We start from the raw sequence: 16412 nt of genomic DNA on the forward strand, positions 1-16412 counted from the left end.
TCTCCCGAAGCGCGCCCGGTCGTCAGGGGAACGACCGGGCTTTTTCGTTTTTGCGGCCGGCGCGGCGGATCGCGCCGGGGATGTCGGACGCCGCCAGGGGCGCTCCCGCCTCAGCCGCCCTCGCCCACCCGCGCCAGCCATTCGTCCTCGGTCAGGGTCTCGATCCCGAGCTCTCTGGCTTTCGCGAGCTTGGAGCCGGCGCCGGGGCCGGCGACCACCAGATCGGTCTTCTTCGACACCGACCCCGCCACCTTCGCGCCCAGCCGCTCGGCCATGGCCTTGGCCTCGTCGCGGGTCATGCGCTCCAGCGTTCCGGTGAAGACGACGGTGAGGCCAGCCACCAGCGTGTTCGTGGCCGCGGCCTCCATAGGCTCGGGCGTCAGCTCCTTCAGCAGCGCGTCGAGCGCCGGATCGTTCTTCGGCTCCTGGAAGAAATCCACCGCCGCCTGCGCCACCACGGCGCCGACGCCGTCGATGTCGGTCATCTCCCGCCAGGCCTCGTTTCCCTTGTCGCCCTTCACGTCGGGCGCGGGCGGGACGGCGGTCCGAGCGGCCTCGCGCAGGGCGTCGAGGGTCCCGTAATGGCGCAGCAGGCGCTTGGCGTTGATCTCGCCGATGTGGCGGATTCCGAGGCCGAACAGCACACGGTTCACAGTGCGGGAGCGCGCCTCCTCGATCGCCGCGAACAGGTTGGCGACGGAGGTCTCGCCCCAGCCCTCCCGGTTCTTCAGCCGGGTCAGCTTCCCCGGCTCCGCGTCGCGGGCTGCGAGCGTGAAGATGTCCGCCGGCTGGCGCACCTCGCCGCTCTCGTAAAAGGCTTCGACCTGCTTCTCGCCGAGACCCTCGATGTCCATGGCGTTGCGCGACACGAAATGGCGCAGCCGCTCCACGGCCTGCGCGCGGCAGATCAGGCCGCCCGTGCAGCGCCACACCACCTCGCCCTCGTCCCGGGCGGCGTGGCTGCCGCAGACGGGACAGACATGGGGGAACACATAACGTTCACCCCGGTCCGGCCGCTCCGGGTCCACCACCTCCACCACCTGCGGGATCACGTCGCCGGCGCGCTGCACCACCACCGTGTCGCCCACGCGGACGTCCTTGCGGGCGATCTCGTCCTCGTTGTGCAGGGTGGCGTTGGCGACCACCACGCCGCCCACCGTGACCGGCCGCAGCTTGGCCACCGGCGTCAGCGCGCCGGTGCGCCCCACCTGGATCTCGATCGCCTCCAGCACCGTGGTCGCCCGCTCCGCCGGGAACTTGTGGGCGATGGCCCAGCGGGGCGAGCGGGAGACGAAGCCGAGCCGCCGCTGCAGCGCAAGGCTGTCCACCTTGTAGACCACGCCGTCGATGTCGTAGCCGAGGCTGGCGCGCTTTTCCTCGATGGCGCGGTAGTGGGCGACCAGCGCCTCGGCGCCGTCGAACACGGCCATCAGCGGATTGGTGGCGAAGCCCCACTCGGCCAGCCGGTCCACCATGGCCTTCTGGCTCGCCTCCGGCACGGCGCTGGCCTCGCCCCAGCCGTAGGCGAAGAAGCGCAACGGGCGGCTCTCGGTGACCTTCGGATCGAGCTGGCGCAGGCTGCCCGCCGCGGCGTTGCGGGGGTTGGCGAACAGCGGCTTCTCCGCCGCCTGCTGCCGCTCGTTCAGCGCCGCGAAATCGGCGTGGGCCATGTAGACCTCGCCGCGCACCTCGAACACCTCCGGCCAGCCCTCGCCTGCGAGGCGCTGAGGGATGTCGGCGATGGTGCGCAGGTTGGCGGTCACGTCCTCGCCCACCGTCCCGTCGCCGCGGGTGGCGCCGCGCACGAAGCGGCCGTTCTCGTAGCGCAGCGAGGCGGACAGGCCGTCGATCTTGGGCTCGGCCGAGACCGCCAGCCGCTCCTCCGGATCGAGATCGAGAAAACGGCGCACCCTGGCGAGGAACTCGGCCACGTCCTCGTCGGAAAAGGCGTTGGCGAGCGACAGCATCGGCACGGCGTGCCGCACCTTCGCGAACGCCTCCGACGGCGCGGCGCCCACCTTCCGGGTCGGGCTGTCTTCCGTGGCGAGTTCCGGAAACGCGGCCTCCAGCGCCTCCAGCCGCCGCCGCAGCGCGTCGTAATCCGCGTCGGAGACGGCGGGCGCGTCGTCCCTGTAGTAGCGCGCGTCATGGGCGCGGATCTCGTCCGCGAGCCTTCCGTGCTCGGCGGCTGCGTCCGGCAGCGCGGGGGGGAGCTCTCCGCCTTCGCCCGTTGAAGCTTTGGCCTTGCGCGCCATCACGCCGCTCCGCTCAGCAGACGGGCGGCCGCGGCGCGCGCCTCGTCGGTGACGGAGGCGCCCGCCAGCATGCGGGCGATCTCCTCCCGGCGCGCAGGCGCGTCAAGCGGCGCGACGCGGGTCGCGACCCGCGTTTCGCCCTCGGCCTGCGCCTTGGAGATCAGCAGATGCTGGGTCGCACGCGCCGCCACCTGCGGCGCATGGGTGACGGACAGCACCTGCACGCTTTGCGCCAGCCGCGCCAGCCGCGCGCCGATGGCGTCCGCCACCGCGCCTCCGACCCCTGTGTCGATCTCGTCGAACACCAGCGTCGGAGCCGAGCCCCGGTCGGCCAGCGCCACCTTCAACGCCAGCATGAAGCGCGACAGCTCGCCGCCCGACGCGATCTTCGCCAGCGGCCCGGCGCGCGTGCCCGGATTGGTCTGCACCCAGAACTCCACCCGGTCGACGCCGTCCGGTCCCGCCGAAGCCGGGGCGGACACGATCTCGGTGGCGAATCGGGCCCGCTCCAGCTTCAGGTCCGGCAGCTCCGCCATCACCGCGGCGTCGAGCGTTCCGGCCGCCCCGCGCCGCGCCTCGGTCAGACGGGCGGCGGCGGCGGCGTAGGCCGCTTCCGCCTCCGCCGCCTCGCGCGTCAGCACGCCAAGGCGTTCCTCGCCGGCGTCGAGCGCGGCGAGGTCGCTCAGGAAACGGGCGGCGAGCGCCGCAAGACCGTCCACCGGGGTGTCGTGCTTGCGGGAGGCGGCGCGCAGCGCGAACAGCCGTTCCTCGATCCGGTCCAGCTCGTTGCGGTCGAAGGCGGTCGCCTCCAGCGCGGCCTTGAGATGCGCCTCGCCTTCGTCCAGCGCCAGCAGCGCGGCGTCCAGCGCCTTGATCGCCGGCTCCACCAGCTCCGGCGAGGCGGCGGAGCGGCGGTCGAGCCGGCGAATGGCGTTGGCGATGGCGACCACGGGCGCGGAGCCGCCGGAGACCGCGTCATGGGCCTCGCGCAGGTCCTCCGCCGCCTTCTCCGCCCGCATCATGGCGGCGCGGCGATCGGCAAGCACAGGCTCCTCCCCGGTCTCGGGAGCGAGCGCCTGCAGCTCCTCGCTGGCGTGGCGCAGATAATCCGCTTCCTTGCGGGCCGCCTCCACCCGCGCGGTGTGTTCGGACAGCGCCCTGGCGGTCTCGCGCCGGCGCCGCCACGCCTCCGTCACGGCCGACGCTTCCGCCTGCAGCCCGCCGTAGAGGTCGAGCAGCGCCCGGTGCGCGGCCGGGTCCACCAGCGCCCGGTCGTCGTGCTGGCCGTGGATCTCCACCAGCGTCGCGCCGAGCTGGCGCAGCGCGTTGGCGCTCACCGGCTGGTCGTTCACGAAGGCGCGGGTGCGCCCGTCCCGCGCCTGCACCCGGCGCAGGATCAGGTCGCCGTCGTCCGGGATGTCCTGCTCGCGCAGGATCGCGCGGGCGGGATGGCCGGCCTCGAGGTCGAACACGGCCGTCACCTGCCCCTGCGGCTGGCCCTCGCGCACGAGGCCGCCATCGCCGCGCCCGCCGAGGGCGAGCGAGACCGAATCGAGCACGATGGATTTGCCGGCGCCGGTCTCACCGGTCATGACCGAAAGCCCGGCGCCGAAATCGACGTCGAGCCGGTCGATCAGGACGATGTCGCGGATCGAAAGCCGTGCGAGCACGGAGCCTCCCGCAGCACGGGCCTCTGCGGGCCGTCAGCCGCCCGCGACGCTCCGGAACGCCTTGCTGATCCAGGAGCCGGTGTTCTCCTGGCCCTGCGCCACGCCGCCCTGGGTCATCAGCGCATAGGAGCGCTTGTACCACTCGCTGTCCGGGAAATTGTGGCCGAGAATCGCCGCCGCGGTCTGCGCCTCGCCGGTGATGCCGAGCGCCAGATAGGCCTCCACCAGACGGTGCAGCGCCTCCTCGATGTGGCGGGTCTGCTGGTACTGACTCACCACCACGCGGAAGCGGTTGATGGCGCCGGTGTAGTCGCGGCGGGCGAGGTAGAACCGGCCGACCTGCATCTCCTTGCCGGCGAGCTGGTCGCGGGCGATGGACATGCGCTTCTTGGCCTCGGGCGCGTATTCGCTCTCCGGCCAGCGGCGCTGCACCTCGTCGAAGGCCGCGATGGCGCGCTGGGTGCGCTCCTGGTCGCGGCTGATGTCCGGCACCTGATTGTAGTAGGACATGCCCACCAGATACTGGGCGTAGGCCGCGTCCGGACTGGTGGGGTAGAGCTGGACGTAGCGGTTGCCGGCGGTGATGGCGTCGGTGTAGCTGCCGGCGCGGTAGTTCGCGAAGGTGGTCATCAGCTGCGCCTTGCGCGCCCACTCCGTGTAGGGGTGCTGGCGGTCCACCTCGGCGAACTTCTTCTTCGCCGCGTCGTAGGAGCCGGCGTTCAGCTGCGCCAGACCCTCGTTGTAGAGCTTGTCGGCGGGCTCGTCCGGCGCGACCTCTTCCTTGTCGCCGCTCAGCGACGAGCAGCCGGCCATGGGCAGCGCGACCGGCGCCAGCACGGCCAGCAGGAGCGCCATCCTCAGACCGCGCCCCCGCGCGGAGGACGGGTGGGAGGACATACGCAGCGCCATCGCTCGCCTCACAACTGTCAAAAGGGATTTCCCCGTTCCGCGCGGCCCGAGCGGACCGCGCGCGGCCGCCGGACCGGCGCCGCGTCGCCGTCTATAGCCGAAACGACGCGGCCGCGCCAAGGCGGGAAGGCGCTTTGGCCCGAGATCGCGTCAGTCGACGCGGGGACCGAAGGCCGCGACCGGGGCCGGGGCGAAGCCCGCGGGCCGGACGGCGCGGGCCGCGCGCTCGCGGCGGGCGGGGGCCGGCTCGGCCGTCACGATCTCATAGGCGGTCGGGTCCGCCAGCAGCGCGCCGAGCACGGCGCCGTTCATGCGGTGGCCGCCGCAGAACGAGCGGAAGCGGCCCTGCAGCGGCAGGCCGGACAGCGCCAGATCGCCCACCGCGTCCATGGCCTTGTGGCGCACGAACTCGTCGGGGAAGCGCAGGCCTTCCGGATTCAGCACGCGATCCTCGCCGAGCACGATGGTGTTCTCGGTGGAGGAGCCGCGGGCGAAGCCCGCCGCCCACAGCCGCTCCACGTCCTTCAGGAAGCCGAAGGTGCGGGCGCCGGCGAGCTCCGCGCGGAAGCTCTGGGGCGTGACCTCGAGACGCACCGCCTGCCGGCCGATCAGGTCGGACGGGAAGTCGATCTCCACGTCGAGATGGAAGCCGTGCGGCGCGGGCGCGAGCTCGGCGAAGCCGCGGCCCTGCTCCACGCGCACCGGCTTCACGATCTTCATCACCCGGCGCGGCGCGGCGAGCGTCGCCACGCCGACGCTGTCGATCGCCTCCACGAAGGGACGCGCGGAGCCGTCGAGAATCGCGACCTCCGGCCCGTCGATGGCGACGCGGGCGTTGTCCACGCCCATGCCGCGCAGCGCGGCCATCAGGTGCTCGATGGTGGAGACGGTGGCGCCGGCGGAGTCGCCGAGGACGGTCTGCAGCTCGGTGCCGCCCACGAGGCGATGGCTGGCGGGCATCTCATGCTCCACGCCGTCCGGCGCCGTGCGGACGAAGACGATCCCCGAATCGGCCTCAGCCGGCTCCAGGATGAGAGAGACCGGCGCCGCGGAGTGGACGCCGATGCCCGTCAGGGTCACCGGGCCGGCCAGCGTGGTCTGCTTTGCGAACATGAACTCAGTCCTTCACGGCTTGTCGGCGCCCCTTGGATCGGGCGCCGGGCGACTCGAAAGACGTGTCGTCTCAAGTCGCGGCCTTAAGGGTCCGGCGACAGGCCGGACGCGTGTTTCGCATGCAACCTAAGTCTCGCCCCGGACAAGTCCAAATCAAGGTTCTTTTCGGATTGTAACAGAGCCAAGGCGTTGATGATCAAAAGAAATCCGGCGCCCCGAAGGGCGCCGGATCACGTCGGCCCGGAAGAGGCCACCGGGCCGGCGCTTGGCGGACGGCGCGCGGCGGAGCGCCGTCCGGGTCAGTTGGCCTGACGCCGCAGGAAGGCCGGGATCTCGAGCTGCTCGTCCTCGAGGCCGCGGGGATGAGCCGGGCTCGGCTGGCGGCCGTGGGCGTCGAGACCGCCCTGGGCGGGGCGATAGGCGGGCGCCTGCGGGGCCGGCTGCGGACGGCGCTGCTGCTGCTCGGGCGCGGCCATGCGCGGTTCGGCGGCGGGCGCCGCCGGGGCGCGCTGCGGCTCGTCGTCGTGACGGCCGCTCAGGCCGTTGGCGAGGCGCTGCAGCAGCGAGACCCGCTTGCGGTCCGGCGCGGCCACGTCGGCGGCCTGCTCGCGGCTGGCGCGGATCTGCGCCTGGGCCGGCAGCGGCAGTTCGTCGATGCGCGGCATGCGCGGGGCGCGGGCGCGCTCGGCCTGCGGCGGGATGTACGGCTGGTCGTGGCGCTCGTCCTCGACGTGCTCGTAGTGGTGCTGCTGCTGCGGCTCCGCGAGGGCGGGCTTCGGCGCGGCGGGACGGATGGTGACGTCCTCGATCGCGGCGATCGCCTGCTGCTCGTAGGCCTGATAGACGGGCTCCTGCGCCACGGGCTCCTGGGCCTGCGGCTGGGTCGGGGCGCGGAACTGCGGCAGCGGCTGGGGCTCCGGCGAGCGGGCCTGCGCGGCCGCCGCCGGCTGCTTGAAGCGGCTGGTCAGCTCGGCGATGCGCTGCTCGGCGGGAGAGACCTGCCCGGCCTCGAACACCTGGTCGATGCCGGTCGCCACCACCGACACGCGGATGATGCCTTCCAGGCTCTCGTCGAAGGTGGCGCCGAGGATGATGTTGGCCTCCGAATCGACCTCCTCGCGGATGCGGGTCGCGGCCTCGTCCACCTCATAGAGCGTCAGGTCGTTGCCGCCGGTGATGGAGATCAGCAGGCCGCGGGCGCCCTTCATGGAGACGTCGTCGAGCAGCGGGTTGGCGATGGCGGCTTCCGCCGCCTGCACCGCGCGCTTCTCGCCGGAGGCCTCGCCGGTGCCCATCATCGCCTTGCCCATCTCGCGCATGATCGCGCGCACGTCGGCGAAGTCGAGGTTGATCAGGCCTTCCTTGACCATCAGGTCGGTGATGCAGGCCACGCCCGAGTAGAGCACCTGGTCGGCCATGGCGAAGGCGTCGGCGAAGGTGGTGCGCTCGTTGGCGACCCGGAACAGGTTCTGGTTCGGGATGACGATCAGGGTGTCGACCGCCTTCTGCAGCTCCTCGATGCCCGCTTCCGCCGTCTTCATGCGGCGCTGGCCCTCGAAGTGGAACGGCTTGGTGACGACGCCCACCGTCAGGATGCCGGCCTCGCGGGCGGCGCGGGCCACCACGGGGGCCGAGCCGGTGCCGGTGCCGCCGCCCATGCCGGCCGTGATGAAGGCCATGTGCGCGCCGGACAGATGATCGCGGATCTCGTCGATCACCTCTTCGGCGGCCGCGCGGCCCACTTCCGGCTGGGAGCCGGCGCCGAGGCCCTCGGTCACCTGCACGCCCATCTGGATGATGCGCTCGGCCTTGGACAGCGTCAGCGCCTGCGCGTCGGTGTTCGCCACGACGAAGTCCACGCCCACGAGGCCGGCTTCGATCATGTTGTTGACGGCGTTGCCGCCAGCGCCGCCGACGCCGAAAACGGTGATGCGGGGCTTCAGTTCCCGGATGTCCGGCATCTTCAGGTTGAGCGTCATCCTATGTGCCTCTTAAACAGTTGTCCGCCGCTACGGGCGTTCAATCCAGACCAAGTTTTCGGCGTTCAGAGGCCTCGCGGGGGCGAAACCTCTCTCCGACAGGCGACCGCCGCGCCGCCCGTCAGAAGCTCTCCTTCAGCCACCGGCCGACCCGGTGGATGTACGTGTCCTTCGGCGCCGGCCCGCCCCGGCGCATGCGCCTCGGGTCGACGTGTTCGATGCCCGCGACCTGCGGGAAGACCAGAAGCCCGACCGGCGCCGCGAAGGCCGGCCCCTTGGCCGCCTCGGGCAGGCCGCGCGCGCCGAGCGGACGGCCGATGCGCACCGGACGGTCGAGGATGCGGCGGGCGAGATCGGGCACGCCCGTGAGCTGGCTCGCGCCGCCGGTGAGCACCACGCGCCGCGCTTCCGCCGCGTAACCCGAAGCCTTGAGCCGGTCGCGCACCAGCTCCAGCGTCTCCTCCACCCGCGGCTTGACGATCTTCACGACCATCGACTTCGGCAGGTAGGTGGTGGACTCGAGCTCGTTCTCGCCGACCGGCGTCACGGTGATCTGTTCGCGCTCGTCGGCGATGGCGGGGAAGACGCTGGCGTGCAGCGTCTTCAGCCGCTCCGCCTCGTCGAGGCTGACCGACAGGCCGCGCGCCAGATCGAGCGTGACGTGCTGGCCGCCGAGCGCCACCGCGTCCGAATGCACGAAGGAGCCGCCCTGGAAGACCGCGACCGACGTCACGCCGCCGCCCATGTCGATCAGCGTGACGCCCATCTCGCTTTCGTCGTCCACCAGCGAGGCGAGGCCCGCCGCGTAAGGCGCGGCGACGATGGTCTCCACGTCGAGGTGGCAGCGCTCCACGCACAGCATGAGGTTGCGCAGCGGCGCGCCCTCGGCGGTGACGATGTGCATGTCCACGCCGAGATGCTGCCCGACCATGCCGCGCGGATCGCGCACGCCGCGGGTGGCGTCGAGGCCGAAGCCGGTCGGGATCGAATGCACCACGGTGCGGTTCGGCCGCACGGTGTGGACGCAGCCCGCCTGCAGCACGCGGCGGATGTCGCGGTCCTCCACCGGATGGCCGGCGATGCCCACTTCCGCATGGAAGGTCTCGCTGGACAGCCGACCCGCCGACACCGAGACGATGACGCTCTCGATCTGGACGCCCGCCATGCGCTCGGCCGAGTCCACCGCGAGGCGGATCGCCTGCTCGGCGGCCTCCATGTCGACGATCTGGCCGTTCTTCACGCCGCGGGAGCGCTGGTGGCCGACGCCGATCAGCTCCACGAGGTGGCTGCGGTCGGGCAGCGCGTCGCCGGCCTCGACCGGCTTGAGCCGCGCCACGAGGCAAGCGACCTTGGACGTGCCCACGTCGAGCACCGAGACCACCACGGCCCGGCGCGCCGGAAGCGGCCGCATCTTGGGAACGACGCCGTAGGGGAACGCCTGACTCATGCCCCGCCCGCCTTCTTCCTGGCCTTCTCGGCCGCTTTGTCGGCTTCCGCCAGGGTGTCCGCCGCCTCGGGCGTCAGCCGCACCACGGTGCGGCCGGGCACGCGCAGATCGACCACGGTGATGCCCTTGGCGAACAGGTTGTCGCGCGCCTGCAGCGCGTCGAGCCGGATGAGCGCGGTCTCGAAATCACGCTCCGGCAGCTTCACCTCCACGCCCGAACGCAGGCGCAGGTTCCAGCGCCGCTCGGCCACGAACACCGCCGCGTAGGTCTGCTCCTTGATCGCGGGCGCTTTCGCCAGCGCCTCCAGCAGATCGCCCGCCTTCAGGTTGGCGGAGGGGCCCACCACCAGCGGCAGATGCGCGAAGCGGCGGTCGCGGAACTCGTCGATCGGGGTGCCGTCGGCGGCGAGAATCTGGACCTTGCCCTCGTGCTGCCACAGCGCGAACGGCTTGCGCTCCACGAGATGCACCGTCACCCGGTCGGGATAGAGCTTGCGCACGGTGGCGTCCGCCACCAGCGGATTGGCGAGCAGGCGCTCGCGCGCGGCCTTCACGTCGAGGAAGGGCAGCGCGGTGTCGTCCTTGACGCCGAGCGCCAGCAGCACCTCGTCGTCGGTCAGCGCGCTCTGCCCCTCGGTCGCGACCGCGACGACGCGGAAGCCGAGCAGGTTGGCGGTGGTGACGTGGAGATTGAGGATTTCGTCGCGGACCGTCGGCCAGTGGCCGCCCTCCGCCATGCCGGCGAGGCCGGTGGCGGCGTAAAGCAGGGCCGCCAGCGCCAGGCCCACGCGCCGGCGGCGCAGCAGGCGTTCGGCGCGGAAGCGGAAGCTGGACCAGCGGCTGGCGCCGATCACCTCCTGGACGTCGTCCAGGTCCGGGCGGGGCTGGCGGGCGTTCTCGCCCGCGACCCGCATGTTGGGGCCGGTCTTGAACACCACCGTGCGGCGCGCGGGGGCCTCGCGGGTGCCGCCTTCAGGGAGGGCCCGTTCGTCTACCGATCTAAGGAGGCGTCCTCCACCAGCCATCGAACGAGCTCACCAAACCCCATGCCGACATACGCCGCGAGCTCGGGCACCAGCGACGTCTCCGTCATGCCCGGCTGCGTGTTCACTTCGAGGCAGACAAGCTCTCCCGTCCCGTTCGCACGGTCGTCGAAACGGAAGTCGGCCCGGCTGACCCCGCGACACCCGAGCGATCGGTGCGCCGCGAGAGCCAGTTTTCGGACCTCTTGGTAAACAAAGGGTGAAATTTTCGCCGGAAGGAGGTGCTGTGAGCCCCCCTTGGCGTACTTGGCCTCGAAGTCGTACCAGCCTTCGCCGGGCACGATCTCGATCACGTCCAGCGGCTCGTCGTTGAGGACGGCGCAGGTAAGCTCTTTTCCCGCAACGAAATTTTCCGCCAGCAGCAGATCGCCGTGCTCCCAGTCCGCGCGGCCGAGGTCCTGCGGCGGATGCGACTGGCCTTCGTTAACAATCACCACTCCGACGGAGGATCCGCCGTCCACGGGCTTGAGCACGTAAGGCGGCTCCAGAACGTGGCCGGCGGCGGCCTCCCGCCGCGTCACCACCCGGCCCCGGGGCACGGGCACGCCCGCCGCCGCCATCACCACCTTGGCCCGCTCCTTGTGCATGGCGAGCGAGGACGCCAGCACGCCCGAGTGGGTGTAGGGGATGCCCGCGATCTCCAGCAGGCCCTGCACCGTGCCGTCCTCGCCGAAGCGACCGTGAAGGGCGTTGAAGCACACGTCCGGCTTCACGCGCGAAAGCACCTCGGCGAGGTCGCGGCCCACGTCGATGGGCGTGACGCGAAAACCTTCCGATTCCAGAGCCTTGGCGCAGGCGGCTCCCGACCAGAGCGAAACCTGCCGCTCCGAGGACCAGCCGCCCATCAGGACGGCGACGTGTTTGGACATGCGTGTTCCCCGAAACTCGACCTCGTGTCCCGGCCCGCGAGCCGGCGCAAACCCGTCCGGCTCAGGAGCGAGCTCCAGAAGCCTGTGTGAAACCTCAGCTCGCCGTCATGCCCGTGCATCGCGCGGGCATCCACGACTTTGCGCACGGCACGAGCTTCAGCGATCCATTCGTGGATGCCCGAGACAGGCTCGGGCATGACGGCGAGCGGCCTGCGCCAGCCCGGCCTTAAGCCCCCACACCGATCCGCTTGATCTCCCACTCCAGCTCCACGCCGGAAGCTTCGCGCACGCGGCGGCGAATTTCCTCGCCCAACGCCTCGATCTCGGCGCCGGTGGCGCCGCCGGTGTTGAGAAGGAAGTTGCAGTGCATCTCGGAAACCTGCGCGCCGCCTATGGAAAAGCCGCGCAGGCCCGCCTCGTCGATCAGCTTCCACGCCGCATGGCCGGGCGGATTCTTGAAGGTGGAGCCGCCGGTGCGGGCCTTCACGGGCTGGGTGGCCTCCCGGTGGCGGGCGACCCCGTCCATTTCGGCGCGGATGGCGTCCCCGTCCTGCGCGCGGCCCCCGAACAGCGCGCCGGTGAAGATCACATCTTCCGGAGCATTGCTGTGGCGGTAGGAATAGCCCATCTCGGCGCGGGCGAAGGTCCGGCGCGCGCCCGTGCGGTCGACGCCGTAGACCTCCACAACCCGGTCGGCGGTCTCGGTCCCGTTGGCGCCGGCGTTCATGCGCAGCGCGCCGCCGATGGAGCCGGGCACGCCGAAATAGAACGCGAAGCCGCCGATCCCCGCCTCCTGCGCCGCCATGGCGACCCGGCGGTCGGCGGCCGCGGCGCCGGCGAACAGACGCGCGCCCGGCCGCGGCTCGATGGCGGCGAAGGCGCGGCCCAGCCGGATGGTCACGCCCGGCAGGCCGCCGTCGCGCACCAGCAGGTTCGAGCCGAGACCGATGGTGGTGACGGGCACGTCTTCGGGCAGGCGCGCGAGGAAATAGGCGAGGTCGTCCTCGTCCTGGGGCGAGAACAGCAGCTCGGCCGGACCGCCGACGCGGAACCAGACCAGATCGCTTAAGCGCTGTCCTTCCACCAGCCTGCCGCGGAGATCGGGCGCAAGCTGGCCCAGCCTCCGGGCAAGATCGCTCACCGGCGGCGCGCCCTGAGCGACAGCGGCGCGGTCACCCGGCGCAGGCCGCGGCCCGCGCCGTTCTCGTCCGAAGCGCGCTCCATGTGAGTCGCGGTCTCCGCGGGGCGCCAGCCGGCCATCTGGCCGCCGTCCGCCTCGCTGTGGTCGCTTCCCTGCTGCGGGGTCGTCATCCGGGGCATTAACCGCCCTCTCCTGTTCCAAGCGCCGCCAGTTCGTCCGGAAGAGCGGCGGCCCAATAGGTGCTCGTTCCGGCGCCGAGCAGAACCACGTAGTCGCCGGGCTTCGCGAGCGAGGCCACGACTCCGGCGAGCGCCTGCGGCCCTTCGAGCGGAACCACATGCCGGTGGCCTTTTGCGCGCAAGCCCGCAACAAGTCCATCCCGGTCCGCGCCTTCGATCGGCGGTTCGCCCGCGGCGTAGACATCCGCCACGATCACCGTGTCGGCGTCGTTGAAGCAGCTCGAGAAGCCGTCGAACAGCGCGTGCAGCCGGGAATAGCGGTGCGGTTGCACCACCGCCACCACCCGCCCCTCGGTGGAGGCGCGGGCGGCCTTGAGCACGGCGGCGATCTCCACCGGGTGGTGGCCGTAGTCGTCGAAGATGGTGACGCCGTTCCAGTCGCCGACGCGGGTGAAGCGGCGCTTCACGCCGCCGAACTTGGCGAGGCCGGCGCGGATCTGGTCCGGGCCGATGCCGAGTTCGTGGGCGACCGCGATGGCGGCGGTGGCGTTCAGGGCGTTGTGCCGCCCGGCCATGGGCAGCACGAGGTCCTCGATCACGGTCTCGCCCTCGCCCTTGCGGTCGCGCAGCGTGACGCGGAAGCGGCACACGCCGCCGCGCAGGTCGAGATCGCTCAGGCGCACGTCCGCCTGCGGGTTCTCGCCATAGGTGACGACCCGGCGGTCCTCGATCGTGCCCACCATGTCCTGCACGGTCGGGTGATCGAGGCACATCACGGCGAAGCCGTAGAACGGCACGTTCTCCACGAAAGTGCGGAACGCCGCCTTCACCGCGTCGAAGGTTCCGAAATGGTCGAGGTGCTCGGGGTCGATGTTGGTGACCACCGCCACGTCCGCCGGCAGCTTCAGGAAGGTGCCGTCGCTCTCGTCCGCCTCCACCACCATCCAGTCGCCGTCGCCCATGCGGGCGTTGGTGCCGTAGGCGTTGATGATGCCGCCGTTGATGACGGTGGGGTCCTTGCCGCCCGCGTCCAGCAGGGTCGCCACCAGCGAGGTGGTGGTGGTCTTGCCATGGGTGCCGGCGATGGCGACGCAGGTCTTCAACCGCATCAGCTCGGCCAGCATCTCCGCCCGGCGCACCACCGGCAGGCGCTTCTCCCGCGCGGCGGCCAGTTCGGGATTGTCGCGCTTGATGGCGGAGGACACCACCACCACCTCGGCGTCGCCCAGGTTCTCGGCGGCATGGCCGATGACCACCTGGACGCCCTTCTCGCGCAGGCGCTTGACGTTGGCGCTCTCGGCGGCGTCCGAGCCCTGGACCTTGTAGCCGTGGTTGGCGAGCACCTCGGCGATGCCCGACATGCCGATGCCGCCGATGCCGACGAAGTGGACGGGGCCGATGTCGCGGGGGAGCTTCATGGGAGATCGAACGCCGTTCTTGGAATGAGGATCACGATGCCGGGGACGGGGCCGAGCCGGCGGCGAGGCCGTGCGCGCCGGCCGCGGCCAATACCACATCCGCGAGCCGGGCGGAGGCGTCCGGCTTGCCGACCTGCCGCGCGGCGGCGGCGGAGGTCACGAGGCCGTCCACGTCCCGGAGCCGCACGTCGAGATCGTCCGCGAGCGCGTCCGGCGTGAACCGGTCCTGAGGCGTCACCACCGCGCCGCCCGCCATGGCGAGGGCGTTGGCGTTGGCGAGCTGGTCGTTGTCGAGCGCGTGCGGCAGCGGCACCAGGATCGACGGCCGGCCGATCACCGCAAGCTCCGCCACGGTGGAGGCGCCGGCGCGGGCGATGACGAAATGGGCCAGCGCCATGCGCGCCGGCATGTCGTCGAAGAAGGAGGCGATGTCCGCCTCGATTCCGGCGGCGGCGTAAGCCGAGCGGGCGCGCGCCATGTCCTCGGGCCGGGCCTGCTGCGTCACCCGCAGCCTGCGGCGCAGGTCCTCGGGCAGCCGCGCCAGCGCCTGCGGCGCCACCTCGGTCATGACCCGCGCGCCCTGGCTGCCGCCGAAGATCAGCAGCCGGATCGGCTGGTCGTCGCTGAGCGGGGCGTAGGGCACGCCGCTCGCCGCCAGCACCTGCGGCCGCACGGGGTTGCCCACATGCGTCGCGGTCGCGCCGGCGGGCAGGCCCGCCACCACGGGGAAGCCGCTCGCGATGGTGGTGGCGAGCCGGGCCAGCATGCGGTTCGCCCGGCCCATGACCGCGTTCTGCTCGTGCAGGATCACCGGCGCGCCCGTCAGACGCGCCGCCACCAGCGGCGGGAAGGTGGGGTAGCCGCCGAAGCCGACCACGGCCTTCGGCCGGGCGCGACGCATGACGCCGACGCTCGCCGCCACGCCTTTGGCGAGGGTGAAGGCGAGCTTGCCATAGGCCAGCGGGCCGGAGCCGCGCAGCGTGTCGGCGGGCGTCGCGTGCAGGGCGCGGGCCGGGAAATGCTTGGCGTAGGCGAGCGCGCGGGCGTCGGTGACGAGCTCCACCGCCTCGCCGCGGCGGGCGAGCTCCACCGCCAGCGCCTCGGCCGGGAACAGGTGGCCGCCGGTGCCTCCGGCCGCCAGCAGGATGGGACGCTGCTCGCTCATGCGTGCGCGCCCGCAGGCGTCTGCGGCCGCGCGGCCTGACGGCGGCGGTGGCGGGCGATCTCGTTCGCCAGCGTGTCGGTGCGCGGGCGGCGGCGGGTCAGCGCCAGCAGCATGCCCATGTTGAGCGCCAGCGCCAGCATGGACGAGCCGCCGTAGGAGATGAACGGCAGCGTCATGCCCTTGGCCGGCATCAGGTGCAGGTTCACCGCCATGTTGATGGCCGACTGCAGCCCGAACAGCATGGTGAGGCCGGCGATGGCGAGCCGCACGAACCCGTCCTGCTCGCGCCGGGCGTGGGACAGGCCGCGCAGCACGATGAAGGCGTAGAGCGTCACGATCACGATGCAGAACAGGATGCCGAACTCCTCCGCGGTGACGGAGAAGATGAAGTCGGTGTGCCCGTCCGGGATGATGCGCTTCACCGTGCCCTCGCCCGGCCCCTTGCCGAACCAGCCGGCGGAGGCGAAGGCCTCAGTCGCCTTGTCGATCTGGAAGGTGTCGCCGGTCTCGGGGTTCATGAAGCGGTCGATGCGCTTCGCCACATGGGGCAGGAACTGATAGGCCGCGAGCAGGCCGAACACGCCGGCGCCGCCGAGCCCGACCACCCAGATCCACGGCAGGCCGGCGAGGAAGAACAGCCCGCCCCAGACGGCGGTCGTCAGCACGGTCTGGCCGAGGTCCGGCTGCAGCACCAGCAGCCCGACCACGAGACCGAGCAGCGCCATGGCGAGCAGGTGGCCCGGCATGTCGCGCCGCTCCGCGCCCTCCGCGAACAGCCAGGCCGACAGCACGATGAAGGTGGGCTTCACGAACTCCGACGGCTGGACGCCGATGGGGCCGAACTGCAGCCAGCGCCGGGAGCCCTTGATCTCCATGCCGATCACAAGGGTCGCGGCGAGCATCGCCAAGCCGAAGATGAAGCCGATCCAGGCGAGCCGGCGCACCTGACGCGGCGACAGGAACGAGATGCCGATCATCAACACCACGGCGGGCGCGAGGAACATGGCCTGCCGGTTGACGAAGTGGAACATGTCGTCGAGGCCGATGCGCTCCGCCACCGGCGGCGAGGCCGCCAGCGACAGCACCACGCCGAGCAGCATCAGCGCGCCGACGGCGGCGAGCAGCGCCCGGTCGATCGTCCACCACCATTCGCCGAAGACGGTGCGTTCCGCGCGGGAGATCATGGCAGCAGGCTCCGGAGGGGCGCGCCTTGCGGACCGGCTG

The 16412-nt window shown here is 71.8% G+C and carries 13 protein-coding genes; all 13 read right to left on the reverse strand.

What is annotated here, in order from left to right:
* Positions 1-110: 110 nt before the first annotated feature.
* Positions 111-2255 carry an NAD-dependent DNA ligase LigA gene (gene ligA, locus PKE85_RS06420; protein ID WP_271203946.1) on the reverse strand — a complete coding sequence of 715 codons (2145 nt, stop codon included), beginning with the start codon at positions 2253-2255 and terminating at the stop codon, positions 111-113.
* Positions 2255-3925 carry a DNA repair protein RecN gene (gene recN / locus PKE85_RS06425; RefSeq protein ID WP_271203947.1) on the reverse strand — a complete coding sequence of 557 codons (1671 nt, stop codon included), beginning with the start codon at positions 3923-3925 and terminating at the stop codon, positions 2255-2257. The genes ligA and recN overlap by 1 nt, the downstream gene beginning before the upstream one ends.
* A 33-nt stretch (positions 3926-3958) precedes the next feature.
* Positions 3959-4834, reverse strand: coding sequence for an outer membrane protein assembly factor BamD (locus PKE85_RS06430; protein ID WP_271203948.1), 876 nt, complete (start codon positions 4832-4834; stop codon positions 3959-3961).
* 150 nt (positions 4835-4984) lie between these two features.
* Entirely contained in the window at positions 4985-5947 is a 963-nt protein-coding gene (gene lpxC / locus PKE85_RS06435; protein WP_271203949.1) for a UDP-3-O-acyl-N-acetylglucosamine deacetylase, read from the reverse strand.
* A 299-nt stretch (positions 5948-6246) separates the two neighbouring features.
* Positions 6247-7926 carry a cell division protein FtsZ gene (ftsZ, locus tag PKE85_RS06440; RefSeq protein ID WP_271203950.1) on the reverse strand — a complete coding sequence of 560 codons (1680 nt, stop codon included), beginning with the start codon at positions 7924-7926 and terminating at the stop codon, positions 6247-6249.
* A 121-nt stretch (positions 7927-8047) separates the two neighbouring features.
* Positions 8048-9373, reverse strand: coding sequence for a cell division protein FtsA (ftsA, locus tag PKE85_RS06445; protein WP_271203951.1), 1326 nt, complete (start codon positions 9371-9373; stop codon positions 8048-8050).
* A complete protein-coding gene (locus tag PKE85_RS06450; RefSeq protein WP_271203952.1) occupies positions 9370-10311 on the reverse strand; it encodes a cell division protein FtsQ/DivIB in 942 nt (313 codons plus the stop codon). Before PKE85_RS06450 ends, ftsA begins: the two co-directional genes overlap by 4 nt.
* Positions 10312-10364: 53 nt before the next feature.
* Positions 10365-11285: a D-alanine--D-alanine ligase gene (locus PKE85_RS06455; protein ID WP_271203953.1), complete on the reverse strand. Its 921-nt coding sequence runs from the start codon at positions 11283-11285 to the stop codon at positions 10365-10367.
* Positions 11286-11511: 226 nt separating this feature from the next.
* Complete coding sequence (gene murB, locus PKE85_RS06460) at positions 11512-12426, reverse strand: UDP-N-acetylmuramate dehydrogenase (RefSeq protein ID WP_271203954.1); 915 nt, start codon at positions 12424-12426, stop codon at positions 11512-11514.
* Entirely contained in the window at positions 12423-12605 is a 183-nt protein-coding gene (locus PKE85_RS06465; protein WP_271203955.1) for a hypothetical protein, read from the reverse strand. The genes murB and PKE85_RS06465 overlap by 4 nt, the downstream gene beginning before the upstream one ends.
* On the reverse strand, positions 12605-14023 hold the full coding sequence (murC, locus tag PKE85_RS06470; protein WP_271203956.1) for a UDP-N-acetylmuramate--L-alanine ligase: 1419 nt from the start codon (positions 14021-14023) through the stop codon (positions 12605-12607). The genes PKE85_RS06465 and murC overlap by 1 nt, the downstream gene beginning before the upstream one ends.
* Before the next feature lie 31 nt (positions 14024-14054).
* Positions 14055-15188, reverse strand: a complete 1134-nt coding sequence (murG, locus tag PKE85_RS06475; protein ID WP_271203957.1) for an undecaprenyldiphospho-muramoylpentapeptide beta-N-acetylglucosaminyltransferase — start codon at positions 15186-15188, stop codon at positions 14055-14057.
* Complete coding sequence (gene ftsW, locus PKE85_RS06480; RefSeq protein ID WP_271203958.1) at positions 15185-16372, reverse strand: putative lipid II flippase FtsW; 1188 nt, start codon at positions 16370-16372, stop codon at positions 15185-15187. The genes murG and ftsW overlap by 4 nt, the downstream gene beginning before the upstream one ends.
* Positions 16373-16412: the final 40 nt, after the last annotated feature.

It is taken from the genome of Methylopila jiangsuensis (genome assembly GCF_027922305.1).
Classification (GTDB): Bacteria; Pseudomonadota; Alphaproteobacteria; order Rhizobiales; family Methylopilaceae; genus Methylopila; species Methylopila jiangsuensis.